The sequence below is a fragment of the Paenibacillus sp. MT86 genome, from assembly GCF_058792535.1.
Window position 1 is genome coordinate 1,363,859 of the sequence record NZ_CM179499.1, and the last position, 21,552, is coordinate 1,385,410.

Consider the following 21,552-nt stretch of genomic DNA (forward strand, 5'->3'; position numbering starts at 1 on the left):
GACAATGGAAGGTGACATCATGACATATAACTTTGACAAGGTCGTCAGCCGGTATGGAACGAACAGCGCCAAATGGGACGGCATGGCGCAGAGCATGGGGAACGACATGATCGCTCTCTCCGTGGCGGATATGGATCTGCCGGCACCGCCCATGGTGGTGGACAAGGTAGCGGAGGCGGCGCGTCACGGCATTTACGGATATACCGACCCGTTTCCGCCTTACTTCGAAGCGGTCCGTGCTTGGCTCGATAAGGCCTACGACTGGCAGGTCGAGCCCGACTGGATCGTGTTTTGTCCGCGCATTGTGCAGGCCGTTTCGGTCATTGTTCAGAAATTCGCGGAAGCCGGAGACAGGATTCTTGTCCACACGCCTGTTTATCAGCCTGTTGCGAAAGCGGTTACGCTAAACGGCCGGATATTGGTTGAAAGTCCGCTTGTGCTTGCGGACGGGCGATACGAGATCGATTTTGACGATATGGAACGACGGATGCAGGAAGGGATCAAGATGGTCCTGCTCATATCCCCCCACAATCCGGTGGGCCGCGTATGGACGAGGGAGGAGCTTGAACGCATGGCGGAGCTTTGCATCCGGTATGACGCACTGATTGTGTCCGATGACATCCATGCCGATTTCATTCATGAAGGTCACGAGCATACCGTCATCGCCAAGCTGTCCGAAGAGGTTGCGAACCGTTCCATAATCTGCACGTCGCCGGGCAAAACCTTTAACCTGGCGAGTCTCGAAATCGCCAACATCGTCATTCCCAATGCTGCGCTGCGGGAGCAGTTTCAACAAGGTTTGCTGCAGGCGGGGATTCATAATCCCACATTCTTCGCCGTGCCCGCGCTGGAAATTGCGTATACTTCGTGCGATGAATGGCTGACGGCGCTGCGCGCTTATATCAAAGACAATATTGCTTATGCTCGAACCTTCATTGCCGATCATATGCCTGAGCTGAACGTCATCGATCCTGAAGGGACGTACCTGCTATGGATCGACTGTAAGGCAGTGAGCCGTCATGAAAAGGATCTGGTGGAGTGGATCCAGGAAAAGGCGCGCGTCAGCGTCAGCTTCGGCTCATCCTTCGGTCCCGGCGGTGAAGGCTATATCAGGGTCAACGTGGCTGCGCCGCGCCCTGTGTTGCAGGAAGGCCTGAAGCGGCTTGCCGCGGCTTATCCACTAAAGCGTTAACAATCAAAGTCTAAGAGATTCAGAAGGAATATACTTCAAAGGCTTACCAACCTTATCACGCAAGAAAAACTTCCGCTATATGCGGTATGTCTTCTACAGAAGGTTACGTCGATTGACGTTTTCTTATTTACATCCAGGGGGAATTCATAATGGCTAAGCCAACAGAGGAACGAATGATTAAGCAGCCGACCATGTTTCTGGCGCTGCTTCCGATTTTCACCATGGTAATCTTGCTGTGCCTTGGTTACGTATTGTTCGAGCTGCCGCCCGAGCCGCTGATTATTGTATCCGCCATCGTCGCAGGTTTGATCGCGATTAAGCTGGGGTACAGCTACAACGATATATTGGAATCCATTTCGCAGAAAATAGCGAAAACCATGCCCGCCATCCTCATCCTGATTGTGGTCGGATTTATGATCGGCGCGTGGATGGTCGGCGGAACCATCCCGATGATGATTTACTACGGCCTGAAAATCATCGATCCGCAGTTTTTGCTGATCACCGCTTTTCTCGTTACGTCCGTGGTCTCCGTATGTACGGGCACTTCCTGGGGATCCGCGGGTACGATCGGGGTCGCCTTCATGGGCGTTGGCGCCGGCATGGACGCCAATCTCGCGGCTGTGGCCGGCGCGGTTGTAGCAGGGGCTTACTTCGGGGACAAGCTTTCGCCGCTTTCGGATACAACCAACATCGCGGCCTTGTCGACCGGCGTTAACCTGTATGAGCATATCGGCCATTTGCTGTACACGACGCTGCCGTCCTTCTTCGTGGCGGGGATCGTCTACGTGGTCACGGGCTTGAACACGCATGTGTCCAGTACAGGAGTTCCCGAGAAGGTAACCGACATCATGAACACCTTGGCAACGATATACGACTGGAACCTGCTCCTGATCCTGCCTGTGCTGATTGTGCTGTACGGCTCGATCACCAAGAAACCTACGATTCCCGTCATGCTGCTGTCGTCGATCGTGGCGATGGCGAACGGCATGATCTTTCACGGCTTCACGCTGCATGACGTGGTAACCTCGGTTGTCAGCGGATTCGATATCGCGATGGTTCATGTCAGCGAATTTGATCCGAATACCGTCATTGCGGACATACCTCGCCTTATTAATCGGGGCGGCATGAGTTCCATGATGGGAACCTTGCTTATCTGTTTCAGCGCGATCACATTCGCCGGCACGATATCGCTGACCAAGTCGCTGGAGCTGATCGTGGACAGGCTCTTGAAGCATGTGCGTTCCACAGGCTTCTTGATCCTGGCGACGATTGCAACGGGGCTAACCATGATCGGCGTAACCAGCAACGGACAAGTCTCCATCCTGATGCCGGGCGAGATGCTCCGCGAGGCTTACATCCGCCGCGGTCTGCATCCGAAGAATCTGGGACGGACGGTGGAGGATTCCGCCGCCATTACCGAACCGATTCTGCCATGGACGGCAGCCGGTGCCTATATGGCCGGAACGCTTGGCGTAGCAACGCTATCCTATTTGCCTTGGGCGGTGCTGTGCTGGACAGGCATTATTTTTGCAACGATTTGGGGCTTTACCGGGTTCGGCATTGCCAAACTTACGCCTGAGCAGCAAAAGGAAATGCTGAAGGAATACGATGATCCGCATCACGGAAGCCGAAAAGACGCTGCAGAAGCTGCATCGGCCCATTAATACAGATGATGATGTTTTGGAAGATGGTAACCAACCATAAATATAAATGCGTAATACTATGCGCTACAGAGGAGAGAACACCATGACGCAACAAGAAAGAAAAACCATCGCAACCCAGCAGGCTCCAGGAGCAATCGGCCCTTATTCCCAAGCCGTGCAATACGGAAATCTGCTGTTTACCTCCGGCCAGCTCGGCATGGATGCGTCGGGGCATTTCGCGGCGACGGTAGAAGAGCAGGCGAAGCGCTCCCTGCTCAACGTGAAAGCGATCCTGGAGGCTGCCGGCTTCGGCATGGAGCACATCGTCAAGACGACCGTGTTCCTGAAGGACATGAACGATTTCCAAGCGGTCAACGAGGTGTACGCTTCTTTCTTTGCAGAACCGTATCCGGCACGGAGCGCCGTAGAGGTAGCCCGATTGCCGAAGGATGGCTTAGTTGAGATTGAAGTGGTAGCCAGCAAGCCGTAATAATAAGCGCTCTTCCAGGTATCCTGATAATAAGCTTTTAAAATGAGATTACAGCCAAAAACGGCCGGGCATGATGCCCGGCCGTTTGGTTTAAGCGGCTGAAGTATCCTCATTTATTTCGTACGCCCATAATGCTTACCGTAAGACAGCACTCTATGGTAGAGGCTGCGGTCCTTTAGATTTTTGAGCGGATAAATTTGCGGTCGGGTGTTGACCTCGAGAATCCACGGTCTGCCTTTGGAATCGACAGCCACGTCCAGGCCGAGTTCCTTGAATCCTTTATAATGGCGGTCAAAGTTTTTGCCTACGGCAACGCCGAGTCCCTTGAGTTCAGACTCGAGCTGCTGGATGAAGGCCGAGTCGAAATTGGCGCCGCTCATCGTTTTCTTGAACGTGCCGATGGAGCCGCCTTGATTATAATTGGTGGCCACTTTGTTCGGGTTGCCGACCTTCGTGAACAGGGCGGTGCCGACCCAGGCGCCTTCCCGGGTTTTCTGGACCATCACCCGGATATCGAAAGGCTTGCCATTGCTTTTAGCCAAGCGAATTCCTTTTTGCAGCAGATAAGGTCTGCTCCCTGCAAAGCGATTCAGGTCGCGGTACAGCTGAGATGAGCTCGAGTACGACGTTTTCGTCGTGTTCAGCTGGCTTTGGTAGCCTCCGCCGGTTTTGCGGATCCGGATAATGTTATTGCCGCCAGAGCCATCCGTAGGTTTGAAGAAAACCGTGGTGTAGTCCGCCAGCATAGCATTCAGGTTTTTTTTGCTGAACGGCAGCGTGTGGGGCACGTACTGCCTGAAGTAAGCATCTTCGTTCAACCATTTCGTTTTCTTCCACTTGCTTTTGATGGTACTGCTTTTATAGCTCATAGTTAAGAGGCTCACCTCTCTTTTTTTGTTCAGCATATGCCGATAAAGTAGAGCAAGCCTCCACGATGGCCTTGAGCCAAGCTATGTGCTCGAAAACAATTTTTTATCGAAAAACAATAAGGTGATAAATAAAACTGCTGCGACAAGCAAAATCGACGCTGGAATGATAAAGGCCAGCAGGGTTGCCGTATTCTGCATTTGGTAATACATCAGCATGCCCAGCGGCATGATCCCGCCCCCGAGCAAACTCGTCCAGAAGTGCATCGCGGCGGTTCTTTTCATGCTGAGCTTGTCCCGAAAGACGTAGTAGAACATGCCATAGGCAAACAAGGTCAGCCAGCCTACCACCAGGATATGGGCGTGGCCTGCAACCATGCTGTAGCTGCTTCTGCCTGCCATGTCCGCTCCGATCAATGCGCCGATGAGCATATAAATGGCCGCGATGCGCATCAGCCATTTGCTGTATTTCAACATGGATAAATTCCCCCTTGCATCTTGAATCAGTCCCAATATACAAGAGTTGTATGAACGGAGCATGAACAACATATCAAACGGAATTGAACAGGGAAACATCATCTACTATAATCAAATAGATCTGATCTTGAAGGAGAGAATTTCCAGGTGCGAAGCCCACTCATTGCTTATTGTCTTTCGAAGAAAGCCGCAGCCGAGGATTATCCGTTCGGACCGCTTCCGATCGTCATGAAGGTCGGCGGCAAAATGTTTGCCCTGATTACCACTACGGCAGGGGAGAAGGTCAGCCATATTTCCCTGAAATGCGATCCGGTCATCGCGGAGAATTTGCGCGAGCAGCATGACGCCGTGCAGCCCGGATACCATCTCAATAAGAAGCACTGGAACACGGTGACCGTCGATGGCTCCCTAACGGAAGCAGACCTGCGCGATATGATCGACCATTCCTACGATTTGGTGCTGAAGAGTTTGCCGAAAGCGCAGCGCGTTGCCATCTCCCAGCGGCTGGTATGAACGCTGCTCCAAAACATAATCGCCCTATGGCAGCGTGGTGGCCGCAAGCCATCCATCCGCCAAGGGCGATTTTGCATGATCCATCAAACGTGATGGATCCGAGCTTCAGGCGGGTTCCGCATCAGAACGGTTTCATCCCTAACGTATCGACCTTCTCTCCGGTAATATCGACGCCCATACGGCCCGTGATATCGCGGAAATGCCCGGCGCGCCGCTGCACGGGACTGCCCTCGGTTTCCCCGAGGTTCGCTTCCAGGCCGTTCAAGACCATCACCGTTGTGCCGAAGCCGGGACTGCCCAGTCCCCTGAACTTCTCGAGCGGGGAAGGCTTCCATCTGCCGACCATCACGTCATGGGCGGAAGGTTTCGGGTCCTGCGGCGTCATCCAGAAGAGGATGGCGGTCATGTAGCCGATCTTGCCGTCGGCGGCAACGATCTCGGGATGGTCCAGCAGCACGCTTTTATCCCCATAGATAATGGAGCTGAAGAGTCCGTAGTTAAAGTTCCAGCTGAGCATGATCGGTCCCCGCCCATAATAGCGCTTGTCCGGCGATCCGGGATACAGCTCTGCGCTTGCCGGATCAACGAAGGCATCCATGTTGGCCCCTGTCCGGCCGGCGATGTTTTCGTTCCAGAACAATCCCCAGCGAAGCGGACCGCCGGGAGCGGCAGCCCAGCCCCCGCCGGTTTCATGGGAGAGATTGGCCAGGAAGGCGGCCAGTTCGCGCTTGCGGTCCTTCTTGAACCCTTCCTTGAGAAAGGTGCCGCCGTCAATGATAACGGTTTCAATCGCTTGGTTAAGGTTCTCGGCCGAATGGAAATCCGCCGAACGCACGACGAGTGTTTCGACCCGGGCATCTTTGTCAAATCGGTAAATCTCTTGGGCAGAAGGGGCTCCTTGCCGCGTGCGGATCTTGATCTTCAGATTGGACACCTCGGCCACCGCGTGAATCAGGTTGTCGTAAGAGAAATAGTCCGTCTGATCGGCTTTATAGTATTCTTTTCCCTTGGCGACGTTAAACCATGCGGCCGAACCTAGCCTGTAAGGAAATAAAGCCTCGAAGTCTTCCTCCGACAGCAGCGCTTTAACCGCTTCGATCGACTTTTCCGGCGTGTAATCCGGATCAAGGCCTTCCCAGTGCCGGTCTATCTCCTTGCGGCTGATCAAACGGTGCTCCCCAATCGCCAGGGAATCGGCTGGATTCCCCGTGAATTGTGCGAAAGCCGTGGTGTCGGTCGGGATGCTGGACGGCGTTTTCATTGGCGATGCCTCGGCTTGGGGCGCCTCATCGGCAGCAAGGGCTTGAAGCGGGGTCATAAGGAGGGCAGCGCTGAGGGCTGCAATCATGCTGCGCTGAACCATGTTGCGGGATAACGGATATTTCCACACGGTCATACACATTCTCCTCTATATCGTTGGGATGGAATTACATTGCCATCATATATACGGCATGTCCTTTTGTACATAGTCAGGAAATCCCACGGCATCACGCGAATTTAGCACGTTACATGAGCTTTAGGGCGATCAAGCGGGGAGAGATGAGACAAGGGGCAGGGGATTTGCTGCGGAATCCTCCAGGATGCCGTCGAAGTTCGATAACCGGCTTTCGTAACGTAGTGCAACCAGACGACTAGTTTTTTACCGTAAAAACATTATAATGTTATTATGTTTTTGATTCTATGAATCTACTATACGGCGGGAAGGATGCTTCACTTCATTTGGTTCTGTTCATTTGCATAATTTCGTATATATTAGAGATTCATCATCTTATAGTCGAAGAAGGTTAGCTGACATGAGTTTATTTGTTCGGGAAAAAGGATTCTACAAAAGTTTTTTCTGGCTGACGCTTGTGATCGGGATGCAGAACCTGATATCGGTCGGCGTGAATTTGTCGGACAACGTCATGCTGGGAGGATACAGCGAATCGGCGCTGTCGGGCGTCGCGCTGGCGAACCAGATCCAATTCCTGCTGCACATGCTGGTTCTGGGCGTATGCGAAGGCTTGGTCATCATGTCGTCCAGATTCTGGGGAGCCAAGGATTTAGGCTTGATCAAAAAAGCGGCAAGCATCGGCATGCGAATGGCCATCCTTCTCAGTATCGTGTTATGGGTCATCGTGTTCTTTTTCCCGCACGAGGTATTGTCCTTGTTTACCAAGGAAGAGAACGTCATAGCTGCCGGCGTGGAATATTTGCGCATCATCTGCTTCTCTTATATCTTCTTTGCGGTCACCAGCTCCTTGCTGGCTTCCTTAAGAAGCGTGGAAACGGTAAAAATCGGCTTCGTGGTATCGCTGTCCACCTTGGTTATCAACATCTGCTTGAACTACATCCTGATTTACGGGTATATGGGCTTCCCGGAGCTGGGCGTGTCCGGATCGGCTATCGCTACCCTGACGGCGAGGATCATTGAATGCGTGATCGTCATCGTGTATGTTAAGCGGTTCGATCGCAAGATCCTGTTAAAGTTGCAGGATTTCCTGAAGTTCGATATGGAGCTCTTCAAGCAGTACATTCGCGTAGGCTCCCCGATTCTGATGTCCAATACGATATGGGGGCTCGCCATGGCGGCACAAACCGCCATCCTGGGGCATATGGGGGAATCCGCGATCGCCGCCAACAGCATTGCTACAACGATTTTCCAGATGGTGACGGTCATCGTGTACGCTTCCGCCAGCGCAACGGCCGTGCTGATCGGGAAGACCATCGGCGAGGGCATGATGGATAAAATCATATCGTATGCCAAAACGCTGCAGATTCTGTATATCCTGCTCGGTTTATTGACGGGGGCCGTGCTGTTTGTGATCAAGGATTTCGTGCTGGGCTTCTATTCGATATCCGATGAGGCCAAAACGCTTGCCCTGCATTTCATGACGGTGCTGTCGATCACCGTGGTCGGAACGGCCTACCAGATGCCGGCTTTGACGGGCATCGTGCGGAGCGGCGGAGACACCCGCTTTGTGCTGTACAACGATTTGATATTTATGTGGCTGATCGTGCTGCCATCATCCGCCTTATGCGCATTTGTGTTCCATTTATCGCCGCTCGCCGTGTTCATCTGCCTGAAATCGGATCAAATCCTGAAATGTTTTGTGGCGATCGTGAAGGTGAACCGGTTCAAATGGATCCGATCCTTCAGCTCATGATGGTGCGGACGGGTATTATAAGGTAAATCTATAGCGTAAAAAAAGAACCTCGGGAACGCGTGTCCCGGGGTTCTTTTGTAGGTTTATCGATTAATCCTCCAGCAGGTTCAGCGATTGGGCTTTAACCAGAGCCTGCGTGCGTGTCGTCACGCCGAGCTTGCCGTACAGTCTGGACAAATACACCCGGATCGTTCCTTCGGACAGGCCGAGTGCTGCGGCCATCTGTTTATTCGCGGCGCCCTGGCGAATCAGATGCAGCAAATTCATTTCGTTCCGATTCAGCCGTTCGGGAAGAGTTGACTGGGATGTCTCGGCGGAAGGAATATCCGCTTCGGGATAATCCGGGAAACGCTTCACGAGCGTGCGTGCATATTCAAGCGTCCGAAGCTCCTCCGGGCTTAAGCCGTCTTCCTGTCCGAGTCGGCTCGAATACAGCTGCAGCAGCTGGCACATGTCCTCCCCTTCGTCGAGGAAGGTGCGGACATAACCGTTCTGTGCCCCGACACGCAAGGCTTCGCCAAGAAGATGAAGCGACTGCTGCCGCTGGCCGCGCTGATGTTCCAGCAGCGCCTGCAGGCTTGTGATTTCAATGATGCTGGATCGCTGCTGTTCGCGCTCCGCCTGAGGTTTCAACAGGTCCAGGAGGCGCAGCGCCTCGGTTTCTCTGCGCTGTCTGCCTAACATGCGGACCAACGCCAGGTATTCCGTTTCCCGGCTATAGGCGGGCTTGTCCTTGACGGAAACGGGGAGCTCGGCCACTTCCTTCCGTGCTTCGGCTATGCGCCCTTCCCGGATATAGATCAAGCTTCTGACGGCCTTTAACGGGGCGAGCCAAAGGCTCGATTTCCTGGCAAGCGCAGCGGAGCACGCTTCATCCAAAGCATAATGGGCTAGATGGAATTTGCCCTCGGCAGCGAACAGCCTGGCTTCGGTGATATGCAGCGGCACGAACAGCCCCATCGTTTCTTTGGCGGGCGGCGCATTACGGATCTGCACCAGCAGCTGCCGGCATTCCGCCAGCCGGTTCCATTCATAATATCCCTCGCACAAGGATTGTTTAACATATAAGTTCATGAGCGAATGCGCCCACCCGTGGGATTCCAGCACACCGGTAAACAGATGCGCGATTCTTTCCGTATCGGCGGAGAGAGTTCCCTTCATGCCGAGCGAGGTACGCCTGACATAAGGCTCCCGCCGATTGTAATCGAACTGGTAGTACATCGGATTGTCGGGCATCAGGTTGTCGAGGATACCTTCGCTGAAGGCGAACCATTTGCCGAAGTCACCGTTCAGGAAAACAAGATTGGACCGCACGAACAGGATGGAACTCATAAGCTGCTCCCTTCGGTCCGATGATTCTAGCGCAGCGCAGGCTTCCTCAATAAGGGACAGCATGCGCTCGGAACGTTCGAGATCTCCTGTCAGTACCAAGACAAAAGCATGCGCCAGCGACATTTCGGGTGTCATCGGATAGCTGGGGGGGATGCGGTCAAACCATTTCAGCAAGGTGGCAATCTCTCCAAGTTCGAGCACGGATTGCATATGCTGCTCGAGCAAGTTCAGGGCATGCCCGAAGTCCTGCGCTGCCAACATATGGTCAATCGCTTCATCCATGGAGCCGACGGAGGCATAATACTGCCCGGCGAGCCGCTGGCGCTTGGTATATTCCCCGTCAAACTCGCGCTGAAGCAGGTCGAGCAGAAACTGCGAGAATAAATGATGATAACGAAAGAAGGTTTGATGTTCGTCCAGCGGAACCAGAAACAGATTCAGCTTCTGCAGCTCCTCCAGCATCGGACGGCTGTCGCTGAGATCCGTTACGGCATCGCAAACCTGCGGATGCAGCTCTGAAAGGACGGCGGTCTGGAGCAAAAAGGAGAACACGTCGGGCGACAGCTTGCTTACGACTTCCTGAAACAGATATTTGGATACGAGAAGCGGATTCCCCTTCATATCCTCCACGAATCCTTCCAGACCGCTGCCGGTTCGCATGGTAATCACGGCAAGCTGGAGCCCGGTAACCCAGCCTTCCGTTTGGTTCCGTAACGTATCGAGCTCCATCGAGGTCAGATTGGAATGGCCGCCGTTTGACGCATGGCGGAACAAACGCTCCGTCTCCTCATAGGTAAATTCCAACTGCTTCATGCCGATAAGATGGACCTCATGGTTTACCACGCCCTTGATCGTGGAGAATGGAAGCTCGGTCCGGGACGAGATGAGAAGATGAATATGTTCGGGGAGGTAGTCGACCAAGTAGGAAATCCCTCCATGGATGGTTGAAGAGTGAATACTGTGCAGGTCCTCAAGAATGAGATTGAGGGGCTCGGAATCCTCGTATAATTCACTGATCAGCGTATCCAGAAAGGTTTCAATCGAGGCGCTTGGCAGCAGCTGCGTATGGTGCATGAGACGAGCTCCTTGCGGCTCGGGAAGAATCGAGGCCAGCGAGGCCGCCACGTATCTCCAAAAGCGGACGGGATCGTTATCCCGCTCGTCCAGCGAAACCCAGGCGCTTCGTTCGTCGGTCTCATGAGCCCATTGGGCGAGCAGCGTCGACTTGCCGTATCCGGCAGGCGCGATGACGGTTGTCAGCTGACCCTTATGGCCTGCTGCCATATCCTGCAGCAGCCGGTCCCGGCGAATCAGATGCTCCTTCAGACCGGGAAGGCTTATTTTCATTTTCAGAATGGGTGAGTCGGTCAGTAGTTTCATAGGATACCCTCGCAATATACGAAACGTTATTTTTACGGAAATTGAGTCGCGATAACTAGATTATATGAAAAAAAAGATGAAAAGTTAACGTTTGTCAATCGTTTTCCTCCCATAAATTTGATAGCATCCTTGGTGCCGCGGTCCTAACCGGGCCGCAGCTATCATAACGCTGATGAAACGAAGGAGGAGATTATGCTAAGGCGTTCAGGAAAAATCCTGCTGTGTGCGGCTTTGCTGCTGCTGCAGCTGGATGGGTTATTGGGATATCGCCAAGCCTTTGCGGCTGCGGCCGTTGCACCAAAGCTTGTAGCCGGGTACTATCATACCGCTTCGCTCGTAAGCAGCGGTGAAGTTTACTCATGGGGATACGGAGACAGGGGGCAGCTGGGTGACGGCACCTGGAATACCCGGACGACTCCGGTCATGGCGAAGAATTTGAACCATGTCATTGACATTCACGCCGGCGTCCGCAGTTCGATGGCGCTAAGGCAGGATGGAACGGTATGGACCTGGGGGGCAAACGAGAACGGACAGTTAGGGATTGGAACGATAACGAATGTGAACGCGCCCGCGCAAGTTCCGGGTCTGAGCGGGATCAAGGCAATATCGGGCGGATTGGCCTATCACGGCATGGCGCTTTCAGAGAACGGCACCGTTTGGACTTGGGGGAAGAATGACAACGGCGAGCTGGGAAATGGAACGACGATACAACAAAACACCCCGGTTCTGGTGGCCGGTCTAAGCGATGTGACGGCGATTGCGGCTGGAGGATACTACAGTCTTGCCTTAAAATCGGACGGCACCGTATGGGCCTGGGGCGTGAACGGAAGCGGGGAGCTTGGAGACGGGACAACGACGGACCGGCACGTTCCGGTACAGGTTGCCGGGCTGACGGACGTCATGGCGATCGCCGCCGGCGGTTCCCATAGTTTGGCCATTAAACAAGACGGCACCGTGTGGGCATGGGGAAACAATACGTACGGTACGCTTGGCGACGGTACGAGAACGCACCGGACGAGACCCGTGCAGGTTCGAAACCTGCAGCATATCGTTGCCGTTGCGGGTGGAGGTTATCACAGCCTTGCAGTGGACCGGGCAGGAAACGTATGGAGCTGGGGGGATAACAGTCAACAGCAGCTGGGCCTAAACTCGAATGCTTCCAGCCTCATTCCGGTCCCTGTGCCGGGGATCGAGCATGTACGCGAAATTTCCGCCGGCGGCTTTCATAGCGTGGCCATGAAAAAGGATGGGACCGTCTGGGGATGGGGCTATAACTCCGGAGGACAGATCGGAGACGGGACGTACAACAATACGAGGGGAATACCTACCCTGACCAAAGCCGTGCTGGATACGACGTCTCCGGATACGGGCAGCGGTAGCCTGAATCCGCACAGCATCACGTCAGACACCGTTGCATTGGAATGGCCGAAAGCCTCAGACAATATGACGGAGCAGCACGAATTGCAGTATTTGTTATATTCGTCCGGCAGCCCGAATATCGGGGACGTCAGCCAAATGGAGAGGAACGGGAAGCCCCTCGGAAGCTACGCGCCGGGATGGTGGTGAACGGGCTTGCCGCAGGCACGGATCATTATTTTAACGTCATGGTCAAAGATGCCGTAGGCAGGAAAAGCGCATACCGCATGCTGAAGGTGACAACCCTATGGCCGCAAATCTACTCGTTAACCTATGACGGCAACGGACACACCGCAGGGAATGTTCCGGTAAGCAGCGGTTTGTTTGCCAGAGGCGACGAAGCGGTCGTGGCGGGCAATACGGGGCAGCTGGGCAAGGATGGACATGTCTTCGACGGCTGGAATACGGAGGCCGACGGAAGCGGAATCGATTATCCTGCCGGTGGCAAGCTTATATTCGGTACGCAGGACGTCACGCTGTATGCCCAATGGAAGGCGATCCAGGCCCCGACCGAGCTTAAGGCCGTATCTTACACGCCATCCCACCAGTCTGTCGGCGTGGAAAAAGATGTAACCTTGCAGGTTGTCTTTAATGAAGAAGTGACGGCGATGTCCGGTAAATCGATTGCGATTAGGCTGGCCTCGGATCATCGCGTCGTCGAGACCGTCGATGCAGGGAGCGTCACGATTCTCGGGAACGCGGCGAGCATAGATCCGCTGAATGATTTTGATGCGGGAGCAGCCTATTACGTCGAGATCGAGCCGGGTGCTTTTATCGGTAACCATTCGGGTACCGGCTTTGCCGGCATTCAGGGGGCGGATGCTTGGAGCTTTACGGTCAGGGAACATGAGGCTCCGGCCTACGACGCTGATTTGCAAGCATTGGCGCTGCGATCATCGAGCGGAGAAGTAGCGCTGAGCCCTGTGTTCGCCAGAGATCACTATGATTACAAAGCGCAGGTCGCCAGCGATACGGACCGCCTCACGGTAACGGCACAGGTATATGATGCGAGGGCGTCGGTAACGGCCAGCGTGTACGGCGAGGCCGGTAATTTGGTATGGGGGCCGATGGCTCTCCTCTCCGGCCAGGAGAGCCCGTCCTTCCCCGTCGCCGTAGGCAGCCAGGCCATCGAGGTCGTGGTGACGGCGCCTGACGGCCAGCATATGAAATACAGAACGACGGTAATTAGAGCTTCATCCGGAGGCGGTGGCGGAACGCCTGAAGAACCGGAAGGTTCGTCGCCAGGAGGTTCCGGCCAAGGATCGGCTATACCGGGCCCATCAGGCAATGCCGCACCTTCGAATAGAGTAGACGTCAAAGTTACGATAAACGATGAATCTCAGGAAGGGATGGTTACAGGTTTGTTCCATGAGGCCAATGGACATACCGTCGTATCGATGAAATTGGATACGGCTAAGCTGGAAGCCCGTTTAGAGACAGTGGACTACAATCCGGTAATCGTCATCGCGCTGGCACGGCCCGCCGATCAGGTCTCCCTGGAAACCAGCGGAGCTGCTCTTGACCTCCTTAACGCCAAGCAGGGCGCCATTGAAATCCGATCGGCGCTTGGTCATTTCCACGTTCCTGCGGCCGTGATGGCATCTTCGCGCTGGCACGCGCCAGGAAGCACGGATTTGCCGGCCGCGGATCAAATATCGATAACCCTGACGATGGCTGGCAGCGACGCTGCCAAGGTAGAGGCCGTTAAGAAGGAAGCATCGCAATCCGGCAGTACGCTTATCGGTTTGCCTATCGAGTTTGAAATCACGGCTAAAGCTCAGGACACGGCACTGCTGTTAGATCCGTTCCCGCAATATATGAAGCAGCGAATCATTTGGCCGCAGGGAATGCCGGGCCGCATGACAACGGCTGTCTTGCTGGATCGGAACGGCAGCTTTTACCCGATCCCGACGCGCTTCGAGCTGAAGGAGGACGGAAGCCGCGAGGCGATTCTGCATTCCTTATCGGCAGGTACGATTGCTTTTATCTCTCATCAAGTGCGAGTTGCTGATGCATCGTTCCACTGGTCCAAGGATGCGGTGGACGATCTTGCTTCGCGAATGATTCTGAACGGAACCGGACTTGTCGAGGGTGGAACAGATACAAACGCGAATCAGCCGGCGGTGATTCATTTCGAGCCGAATGCCCAAGTGAGCCGTGCCGAGTTTGCCGCCATGATCGTGAGGGCGCTCGGTTTGGATGAGGTGCAGGACGGAGCTCCTGCTTTCCGGGATGTCGACGCAGAAGACTGGCATGGCGGCGTCATAACGCAAGCTGTGCAGTATGGTCTTCTTCAGGGGTATGAGGACGGCCGTTTCAGGCCGAACCAAGGCATCACGCGTCAAGAGGCCATAGCGGTTATGGCGAGAGTGATGAAGCTGGCGGGAACAACGAGTGCAGTGAATGAGATGGAGGCGGCAGCCATCCTCTCCCCTTACCAGGACCGTGAAGACCTGTCCGACTGGGCCAGACCGGCTGCGGCCGCCCTAGTGAAGCAAGGAATTGTCCTGGGATCGGGCGCAGGGCTTAATCCGCTCCAGAAGTTATCCCGCGGCGAAGCGGCAGTCATGCTGCAGCGATTATTGAAAGGTTCAGAGCTGATCGATTGAATCGGCGGTCGAAGCAGGCTGGGCTGAAGAAATTTAACATTTCGTATGCTGCTTCATCTAAATAGAAATCATGCAAGAGCGAGGATGCCTAACGGCATCCTTTTTAATATGAGCATTTTGCATAATTCCGTTTTTGTGTAACAGACAGCAGAAATCAATAGCCCCAGACTACTAAGTGACTCGATTCTAAAAATGGGCAGACCAGCAGAATTTCATCAGTTTCAATTTTTAAGCTGCCGTTTGTTGTTTTCTAGAAACAATGGAAAGAGCGGATACGAGCAGCACGATGGCATTCAAATACTGGTGAGTCGTTACTTTCTGGATGCCCCAGACATGCATGCCATCAGCCGAAAGATAGGTTTTCATTCTGGAGTTGCATCGTTCCACACTTGTACGCTTGTTGTAAAGCTCCTTCCAGCGTTTTGTATCTCGATGAGGGCTGCAGTATCGCCGAAGATCGTCCTTCGCATCCACCTTGACGACCATACCATAGTTGGAAGTCGAGCAAGCCGCCATGCCTAATGGGCAGTCGACTTTGCCCGTGGCATGAGGACAACGGAACTTCAAGTAATCGCCGTCAGCACCCCAGTAAGTCATGGCGAACCCCATCGAGCAACATGGCGTTCCGGTTGCTGTCATCCCGGCAGGAGGTTCTTTCTCTCCTCGGGGGTTCAGAGGGATGATGGCTTGCGCTTTCACGTTTCGAGCGGCTTCGTAAACTTTCATTTGATCGTAGCCCGCATCGAGCATAAAGAATTTCGCGCTCGTTTTGGCAGCTACCTTCGCAATCAGACCAGGTGCCATTTCTCCGTCATTGACATGTGCGGGCGTGACTTCTAGTGCTAGCGGAAGTTCGCTTTTCGTGTCAACAGCTAGGTGGAGTTTGTATCCGAACCAAGTGACTTTGTGGCCGAATGAATCGAACTTTGCGCCCCAGTTGGCATCGCCGGTCTGCTCACTTTTGCGCTTGGGTTGCTTCTTCTCATAAGCATGGATGGCGGCGCTGTCGATCGCAATGTGGCTGCCGTCGATGATGCCCTCTTGCTGACAGAGGTTGACCAGATTCTCGAATAGCTGCTGTGCCAATTTTTTCTTTGTCAGTTCGGCGAAGACCCGGCTTAGCGTAGAAATAGACGGTGCTTTGCGATCTAATGAAAGTCCACACTGATAGCGAAATCGAAGATCTGTTTCCAATCGATGATGCAAGCCAGTAAACGTTTGAATATGCTCAAGCGGCGCAGCCAAAAGTGCACGAAGAATTCCTTCTCTACAGTGCCCGTCAGCGCCACGGGGTGAACGACTTCTCAATTGCTTGGCATAAGGGCGAAGATCCAAGACGCTAAAAAAAATGGGCAATCGATCTTTTGATTGCATTTTTAACAGATCCTCAAAGGAAAATAGACTTTCTTGGAGAATATACAAGTGACTTCACTTCCTCTCGGAGTTTTTGGGTTTGGTCACTTGAAAACTTCTCCAAATTGGGGTGAAGTCCCTTTTTTATGTTTGAAAATCCTTGTGTATCAAGGGCTCAGATTAATGCAAAATGCTCAATATAAATAGAGAGAATCCAGGTTTGCGTGATGGCCAGGAATTTGAAAATAATGCGTTTTCAACCCGGACCCATGCTGGAAGCGTTTGATCAAATGTTGGCAATTTCCGAACATTATCGACATTTTGATAAGGTAATGTTCTGTGATATACGCAGTTTTCCACCAAATTTTTGCTAAAAAACACATTAAACTACATAAAACGCTAAAATTTTTGTTTTGACATCTGCTTGTCTATACCATAGGATAATAGTATAAAAAGTGCTCACTTAGGAGGATAAGGTCAGGAAATGAAAAAGACATGGTCAATTCTATTAACACTCGTATTATCCGTTGGATTGCTTGCAGGTTGCGGCAACGATGATAAGTCTACTGACAGTGGTGCAGCTAATGGCGGTTCCGAAGGATCTCAAGATAAGAAACGCATTGCACTAGTTCTTCCTGAGAAGATCGGCGTGAATCCATTCTTTGCCTTGATGGACGAAGGATTGCAAAAGGCTGCTGCCGATTTCAACGTTGAAGTCAAAACGATTGAATCGACAGACCCTGCTTCGATCGAGCAGAACCTCCGCACGGCGGTAGCCGAGAAGTATGATCTGATCATCACATCCACCTTCCAGATGGAGGATGCATTGAAGAAGGTTGCACCGGAGAATCCGGACGTGCCGTTTGCGATCATTGACACGGTCGTGGATTTGCCGAACGTCCGCAGCGTCGGTTTCCGCGAGCATGAGGCTGCTTATCTTCTGGGGGCGGCTGCAGGATTGGCAACGAAAACGAACAAGGTCGGCAACGTTGTGGCCAACGACATTCCGATTATGCATAAATATATGACCGGCTTTGAGGAAGGCGCGAAATCGGTCAATCCGAACATCGAAATTTTCGTTAACTTCGTAGGCGGATTCGACGATCCGGCAAAAGCGAAGGAGCTTGCGCTCCTGCAGAACTCCAAGGGCGCGGATTTCGTAGCCGGCATGTCCGCCGTTGGCGATCTGGGCGTGTTCGAAGCAGCGAAAGAGAAGGGCTTCTACACTTCCGGACAAGATACGGACAACACCGAGCCTGAGCATGTGGTGCTTGCGCAGTTGAAAGGTACCGACGCTGTCGTATACGAAACGGTGAAGGATTTTGCAGAGGGCAACTATACTTTCGATATTCGCGACTACGGCCTGAAAGAAGGCGCCGTAGGTCTCACTTACGTTACGCATGAGAGCAAAACGCCGCTTAACCCATTCATTGGACAAGACATCGTGGATCAGCTTAAGGTGATTTCCGACGATATCATCGCCGGAAAGATTAAAGTAACGAACGCATTGGAACAAAATTAGTTCTTACCTGGACCGGCTGCACATGGGCAGTCGGTCTTTCATTCAGAAACGAAAGGAAGGCATGACTCGATGCTACTCCAGATGGACAATATTACGAAGAAGTATGGCGAGTTCAGCGCAAACCGCGGCATTGATTTTTCGCTGCGCGCGGGTGAGGTTCATGCGATAGTCGGGGAAAACGGTGCAGGCAAAACGACGCTGATGCGGATATTGTACGGGATGGAGCAGCCAACCTCGGGTACGATTCGGCTGAATGGCAAGGAAGTTTCGTTTGCAAGCCCGCTTGACGCGATTCAAGGCGGAATCGGCATGGTGCATCAGCACTTCATGCTGTTTCCTACGTTTACGATCGCCGAGAATATCGTGATCGGCAATGAGCCGGGCTCAGGTGCCGGGTTTGACCGCAAGCAAGCCGTGAAGATCGTGGAAGGACTCTGCGAAAAATACGGCATGAAGGTGGACCCGCGCGCCACCGTAAGCAGCAGCGCCCCCGGCGTGCAGCAGCGGGTTGAAATATTGAAGGTGCTGTATCAGGGAGCCGAAATCATCATTCTGGATGAGCCGACGGGCGTGCTGACGCCGCTCGAGGTGCAGGAGCTCCTGGATGCCATTAAACAGCTCTCCAAACAGGGAAAAAGCTTTATCCTGATCAGTCATAAGCTGAACGAGGTCCTTGACGTGGCCGACCGCATTACGGTGCTCCGTGACGGTGCCGTCACGGGCGTGGTGGAGAAGGGGAACACCGATGCCCACCAGCTCTCCCGTCTCATGGTCGGCCGCGAGCTGATGGAACTGGACCGCAAGCCGATCACGCCGGGCGAGAAGGTGCTGGAAGTATCGGACGTCTCGATCCGCGGAACGAAAGGCAAGCCGGTTCTGGACGGCGTAAACCTGGAGGTACGGGCCGGCGAGGTTGTCGGGATCGCCGGTATTTCAGGCAACGGGCAATCCGAGCTGCTTCAAGTGATCTCGGGCCTGGCACAGCCGGACAGCGGCCGGATTGCCGTGTCGGGCAAGGACGTAACCGGCATGTCGACAAGAGAAATACGGGAACACGGGTTAGCCCATATTCCGGAGGATCGCTACGTATGGGGTGCCAATCGAACGGCAACCGTGATGGATACCGGGCTTATGGGGCACCAACGTCGCTTGCAGCAGGGCGGCTTCCTCAAACTCAAGGACATTCGTTCGCTCGTATCCGGATGGGTTCAGAAATTCTCCATCAAGACGGGCTCTCTGGAGACCAGCACGCAGTATTTGTCCGGCGGCAATCTGCAGAAGCTAATCGTGGCACGGGAACTGGAGCAGGGAACTCCGTTCCTGATCGCGGCGGAACCGACGCGAGGCGTCGATATCGGTGCCATGGAGACGATTCATGGCGAACTGCTCAAGCGGCGCGAAGAGGGCACGGGAATTTTGCTGGTATCGTCGGAATTAACGGAAATCTTGAAGCTGTCCGACCGTGTTCTGGTCATGTATGAAGGCCGGATCGCGGGCGAACTGTCGGCGAAGGAAGCGACAGAAGAGAAATTGGGACTGCTGATGGCGGGAGGAACTCTGTAATGAACAAATGGACTAAATTTACGCTTCCGCTGCTTCAGCCGATTGCCGCAATCATCGTGGGGCTGCTTGCCGGAGCCATCGCGATCCTGATTGCCGGCGGCGATATCCTGCAGACCTACGCGGAGATGTGGAAGGGTGCCTTCGGCGGGATGTATTTCTTTACGAATACGCTGTCCCGCGCGACCCCGATCATTCTGATCGGTCTGGGCGCGGCGTTTGCCTTCCGTGCAGGCTTCTTTAACCTTGGCGCGGAAGGACAAATGGTGTTTGGCGCGCTTTCCGCCGCGTTGGTCGGATTGTATATGCCGGGTCCGGGCTGGCTGGTGTGCATCGTTGCGATTCTTGCCGGCGTTGTCGCAGGGGGATTATGGTCGGTAATGGCCGGATATTTTGATGCCCGGTTCCGGGTGAACCTGCTGATCTCCACGCTGCTTCTGAACTATGTGGCCGTATTGTTTGCGGGGTATCTGGTCGCCTATCCGCTGAAGGACCGCTCGGGTTCTGCCGCGATGGCGCAATCCGAAATGCTCGATAACAGCGTCTGGCTGCCGAAGCTGATCTCCGGCATGCCGCTGCATGTCGGCTTTGTGCTCGCGGTGCTGGCCGCGTTGATTATATTCGTCTTGTTGAAGCGCTCCGTGATCGGCTACGAAGTACGGATGCTTGGCGGCAATCCGCTGTTTGCCCTGTTCGGCGGGGTTAAGCGCGGGCCGATGATGCTTGGCGCGATGTTCTTCAGCGGCGGCTTGGCCGGACTTGGCGGGGCCGTTGAAATCCTAGGCTCCCAGTATCGTTATATCGATGGTGCGTTATCTACGGCCGACTATGCCTGGACGGGCATCATGGCAGCATTGCTGGCAGGGTCGCATCCGATCGGCACGCTGATTGCATCGATTTTCTTGGCCGCGCTGCAGACGGGCGGCATGGGCGTGGAACGGAATACGGAAGTGCCGCTTGAGGTTGGAGCGATCATCCAAGCCGTGCTGATTCTGTTTATCTCCGCCCGATTCACATACAGCTTCCTGAAGCGCAGAAAGGGGAACAAATCCGATGGAACAGCTGTTTGACCTTGCTTTAATCAACTCGGCCCTCCGCGTGCTCACTCCGATCCTGCTTGCGGCTCTCGGCGGTGCCCTGTGTTCGCGCGTCGGATTGTTCAACGTCGGTTTGGAAGGCTTTATGCTGCTGGGGGCTTTCTCAGCCGTGGTGGGGAACCACTTTTTCGGCAACGTGTTTTACGCGATTTTGTTCGCGATTGCGATCGTGTCGATCTTCTCCTTTATCTTTGCTTACCTCAGCATTAATCTGCAGGCCAACGTCATCGTGGTCGGTATCGCGATGAATGCGCTGGCGGCAGGGTTGACCACATTCAGCTTGCGGGCTATTTTTGATGTGAAAGGTGCATTTTATGATAATACGATGGTCGGGCTGCCGAAATGGAACATTCCGATTATCGAGGATATTCCGGTGATCGGTCCCATTTTGGCGGGCCTGACGCCGCTTGTGTATCTGTCGTTTTTGATTGCGGGCCTCATGTGGTATTATTTCTATCGCACGAAGAACGGCTTCCGTTTTCTGGCTGCCGGCGAGAATCCGCTCGCTGCCAAAAGCGTGGGCATCCGTGTAAGACGGTATCAGTATGGAGCCGTGCTCGCGAGCGGCGTGTTATGTGCGCTTGCAGGCGCGCAGCTGTCGCTTGGACAGGTGACGATGTTTACGGAAGGCATGACGGCCGGCCGCGGCTTTATCGCGCTCGTCGCCACGATGCTGGGCCAATCGGGTCCGCTTGGGGTAACGGCGGCAAGCCTGCTGTTCGGCTTTATGGATGCACTCAGCATCCGGTTCCAGGGGCTGGCGCTGCCTACGCATTTTACGCAGATGCTGCCTTATGTCGTAACGATTCTGGCGATGTTCTTCTTTAAGGATAAAAGCTTCCAGCAGGACGCGCTGAAGCAGGGATCCAGCTCCAGATAAGCGCGTAGTCCGCTACGCGACAACCTGTGATTGAAGTCATCCCGTCGATAAGCGGATGCGAAAGCGATCAAGCGTA

Annotated in this window: 16 protein-coding genes; 11 read left to right on the plus strand and 5 right to left on the minus strand. The window is 53.9% G+C overall.

What is annotated here, in order from left to right; genetic code table 11:
* Nucleotides 1-19: 19 nt before the first annotated feature.
* The 3 genes from AC3RCL_RS05875 to AC3RCL_RS05885 all read left to right on the plus strand — a co-directional run bounded on the left by AC3RCL_RS05875 (nt 20) and on the right by AC3RCL_RS05885 (nt 3,325).
* Nucleotides 20-1,192 carry a MalY/PatB family protein gene (locus AC3RCL_RS05875; RefSeq protein ID WP_492534823.1) on the plus strand — a complete coding sequence of 391 codons (1,173 nt, stop codon included), beginning with the start codon at nt 20-22 and terminating at the stop codon, nt 1,190-1,192.
* Between the two features lie 149 nt (nt 1,193-1,341).
* Nucleotides 1,342-2,856 (plus strand): Na+/H+ antiporter NhaC, encoded by a 1,515-nt coding sequence (gene nhaC / locus AC3RCL_RS05880; protein ID WP_492534825.1) that lies wholly within the window; start codon nt 1,342-1,344, stop codon nt 2,854-2,856.
* 82 nt (nt 2,857-2,938) lie between these two features.
* Nucleotides 2,939-3,325 (plus strand): RidA family protein, encoded by a 387-nt coding sequence (locus AC3RCL_RS05885; protein WP_492534827.1) that lies wholly within the window; start codon nt 2,939-2,941, stop codon nt 3,323-3,325.
* Nucleotides 3,326-3,438: 113 nt separating this feature from the next.
* On the opposite strand, the gene AC3RCL_RS05890 is transcribed toward AC3RCL_RS05885, so the two are convergent.
* Together AC3RCL_RS05890 and AC3RCL_RS05895 are read right to left on the minus strand one after the other, a co-directional pair.
* Complete coding sequence (locus AC3RCL_RS05890) at nt 3,439-4,194, minus strand: YheC/YheD family protein (RefSeq protein WP_012819295.1); 756 nt, start codon at nt 4,192-4,194, stop codon at nt 3,439-3,441.
* An 81-nt stretch (nt 4,195-4,275) separates the two neighbouring features.
* Nucleotides 4,276-4,668 (minus strand): hypothetical protein, encoded by a 393-nt coding sequence (locus AC3RCL_RS05895; RefSeq protein WP_012819296.1) that lies wholly within the window; start codon nt 4,666-4,668, stop codon nt 4,276-4,278.
* A 147-nt stretch (nt 4,669-4,815) separates the two neighbouring features.
* Here AC3RCL_RS05895 and AC3RCL_RS05900 point away from each other — a divergent pair, with 147 nt between their 5' ends.
* Entirely contained in the window at nt 4,816-5,181 is a 366-nt protein-coding gene (locus tag AC3RCL_RS05900; protein ID WP_145038895.1) for an MmcQ/YjbR family DNA-binding protein, read from the plus strand.
* A gap of 121 nt (nt 5,182-5,302) precedes the next feature.
* Here the strand turns inward: AC3RCL_RS05900 and AC3RCL_RS05905 are convergent, their stop codons facing one another.
* Nucleotides 5,303-6,577 carry a chitinase gene (locus AC3RCL_RS05905; protein WP_492534831.1) on the minus strand — a complete coding sequence of 425 codons (1,275 nt, stop codon included), beginning with the start codon at nt 6,575-6,577 and terminating at the stop codon, nt 5,303-5,305.
* 397 nt (nt 6,578-6,974) lie between these two features.
* On the opposite strand from AC3RCL_RS05905, the gene AC3RCL_RS05910 reads away from it, so the two are divergent.
* On the plus strand, nt 6,975-8,327 hold the full coding sequence (locus AC3RCL_RS05910) for an MATE family efflux transporter (RefSeq protein WP_012819299.1): 1,353 nt from the start codon (nt 6,975-6,977) through the stop codon (nt 8,325-8,327).
* Between the two features lie 90 nt (nt 8,328-8,417).
* Here the strand turns inward: AC3RCL_RS05910 and AC3RCL_RS05915 are convergent, their stop codons facing one another.
* Nucleotides 8,418-11,039 carry a winged helix-turn-helix domain-containing protein gene (locus AC3RCL_RS05915; protein WP_492534833.1) on the minus strand — a complete coding sequence of 874 codons (2,622 nt, stop codon included), beginning with the start codon at nt 11,037-11,039 and terminating at the stop codon, nt 8,418-8,420.
* A gap of 192 nt (nt 11,040-11,231) precedes the next feature.
* Here AC3RCL_RS05915 and AC3RCL_RS05920 point away from each other — a divergent pair, with 192 nt between their 5' ends.
* Nucleotides 11,232-12,605 (plus strand): RCC1 domain-containing protein, encoded by a 1,374-nt coding sequence (locus AC3RCL_RS05920; RefSeq protein WP_492534835.1) that lies wholly within the window; start codon nt 11,232-11,234, stop codon nt 12,603-12,605.
* Nucleotides 12,596-15,064 (plus strand): S-layer homology domain-containing protein, encoded by a 2,469-nt coding sequence (locus tag AC3RCL_RS05925; protein WP_492534837.1) that lies wholly within the window; start codon nt 12,596-12,598, stop codon nt 15,062-15,064. Before AC3RCL_RS05920 ends, AC3RCL_RS05925 begins: the two co-directional genes overlap by 10 nt.
* A gap of 228 nt (nt 15,065-15,292) precedes the next feature.
* Here the strand turns inward: AC3RCL_RS05925 and AC3RCL_RS05930 are convergent, their stop codons facing one another.
* Nucleotides 15,293-16,486 (minus strand): transposase, encoded by a 1,194-nt coding sequence (locus tag AC3RCL_RS05930; RefSeq protein WP_487717185.1) that lies wholly within the window; start codon nt 16,484-16,486, stop codon nt 15,293-15,295.
* Between the two features lie 415 nt (nt 16,487-16,901).
* On the opposite strand from AC3RCL_RS05930, the gene AC3RCL_RS05935 reads away from it, so the two are divergent.
* The 4 genes from AC3RCL_RS05935 (at nt 16,902) to AC3RCL_RS05950 (ending at nt 21,476) form a co-directional block, all read left to right on the plus strand.
* Nucleotides 16,902-17,939, plus strand: a complete 1,038-nt coding sequence (locus AC3RCL_RS05935) for a BMP family protein (RefSeq protein ID WP_009594391.1) — start codon at nt 16,902-16,904, stop codon at nt 17,937-17,939.
* 69 nt (nt 17,940-18,008) lie between these two features.
* On the plus strand, nt 18,009-19,502 hold the full coding sequence (locus AC3RCL_RS05940) for an ABC transporter ATP-binding protein (RefSeq protein ID WP_012819302.1): 1,494 nt from the start codon (nt 18,009-18,011) through the stop codon (nt 19,500-19,502).
* Nucleotides 19,502-20,569 carry an ABC transporter permease gene (locus AC3RCL_RS05945; RefSeq protein ID WP_492534840.1) on the plus strand — a complete coding sequence of 356 codons (1,068 nt, stop codon included), beginning with the start codon at nt 19,502-19,504 and terminating at the stop codon, nt 20,567-20,569. The genes AC3RCL_RS05940 and AC3RCL_RS05945 overlap by 1 nt, the downstream gene beginning before the upstream one ends.
* A complete protein-coding gene (locus AC3RCL_RS05950; RefSeq protein WP_012819304.1) occupies nt 20,553-21,476 on the plus strand; it encodes an ABC transporter permease in 924 nt (307 codons plus the stop codon). Before AC3RCL_RS05945 ends, AC3RCL_RS05950 begins: the two co-directional genes overlap by 17 nt.
* Nucleotides 21,477-21,552: the final 76 nt, after the last annotated feature.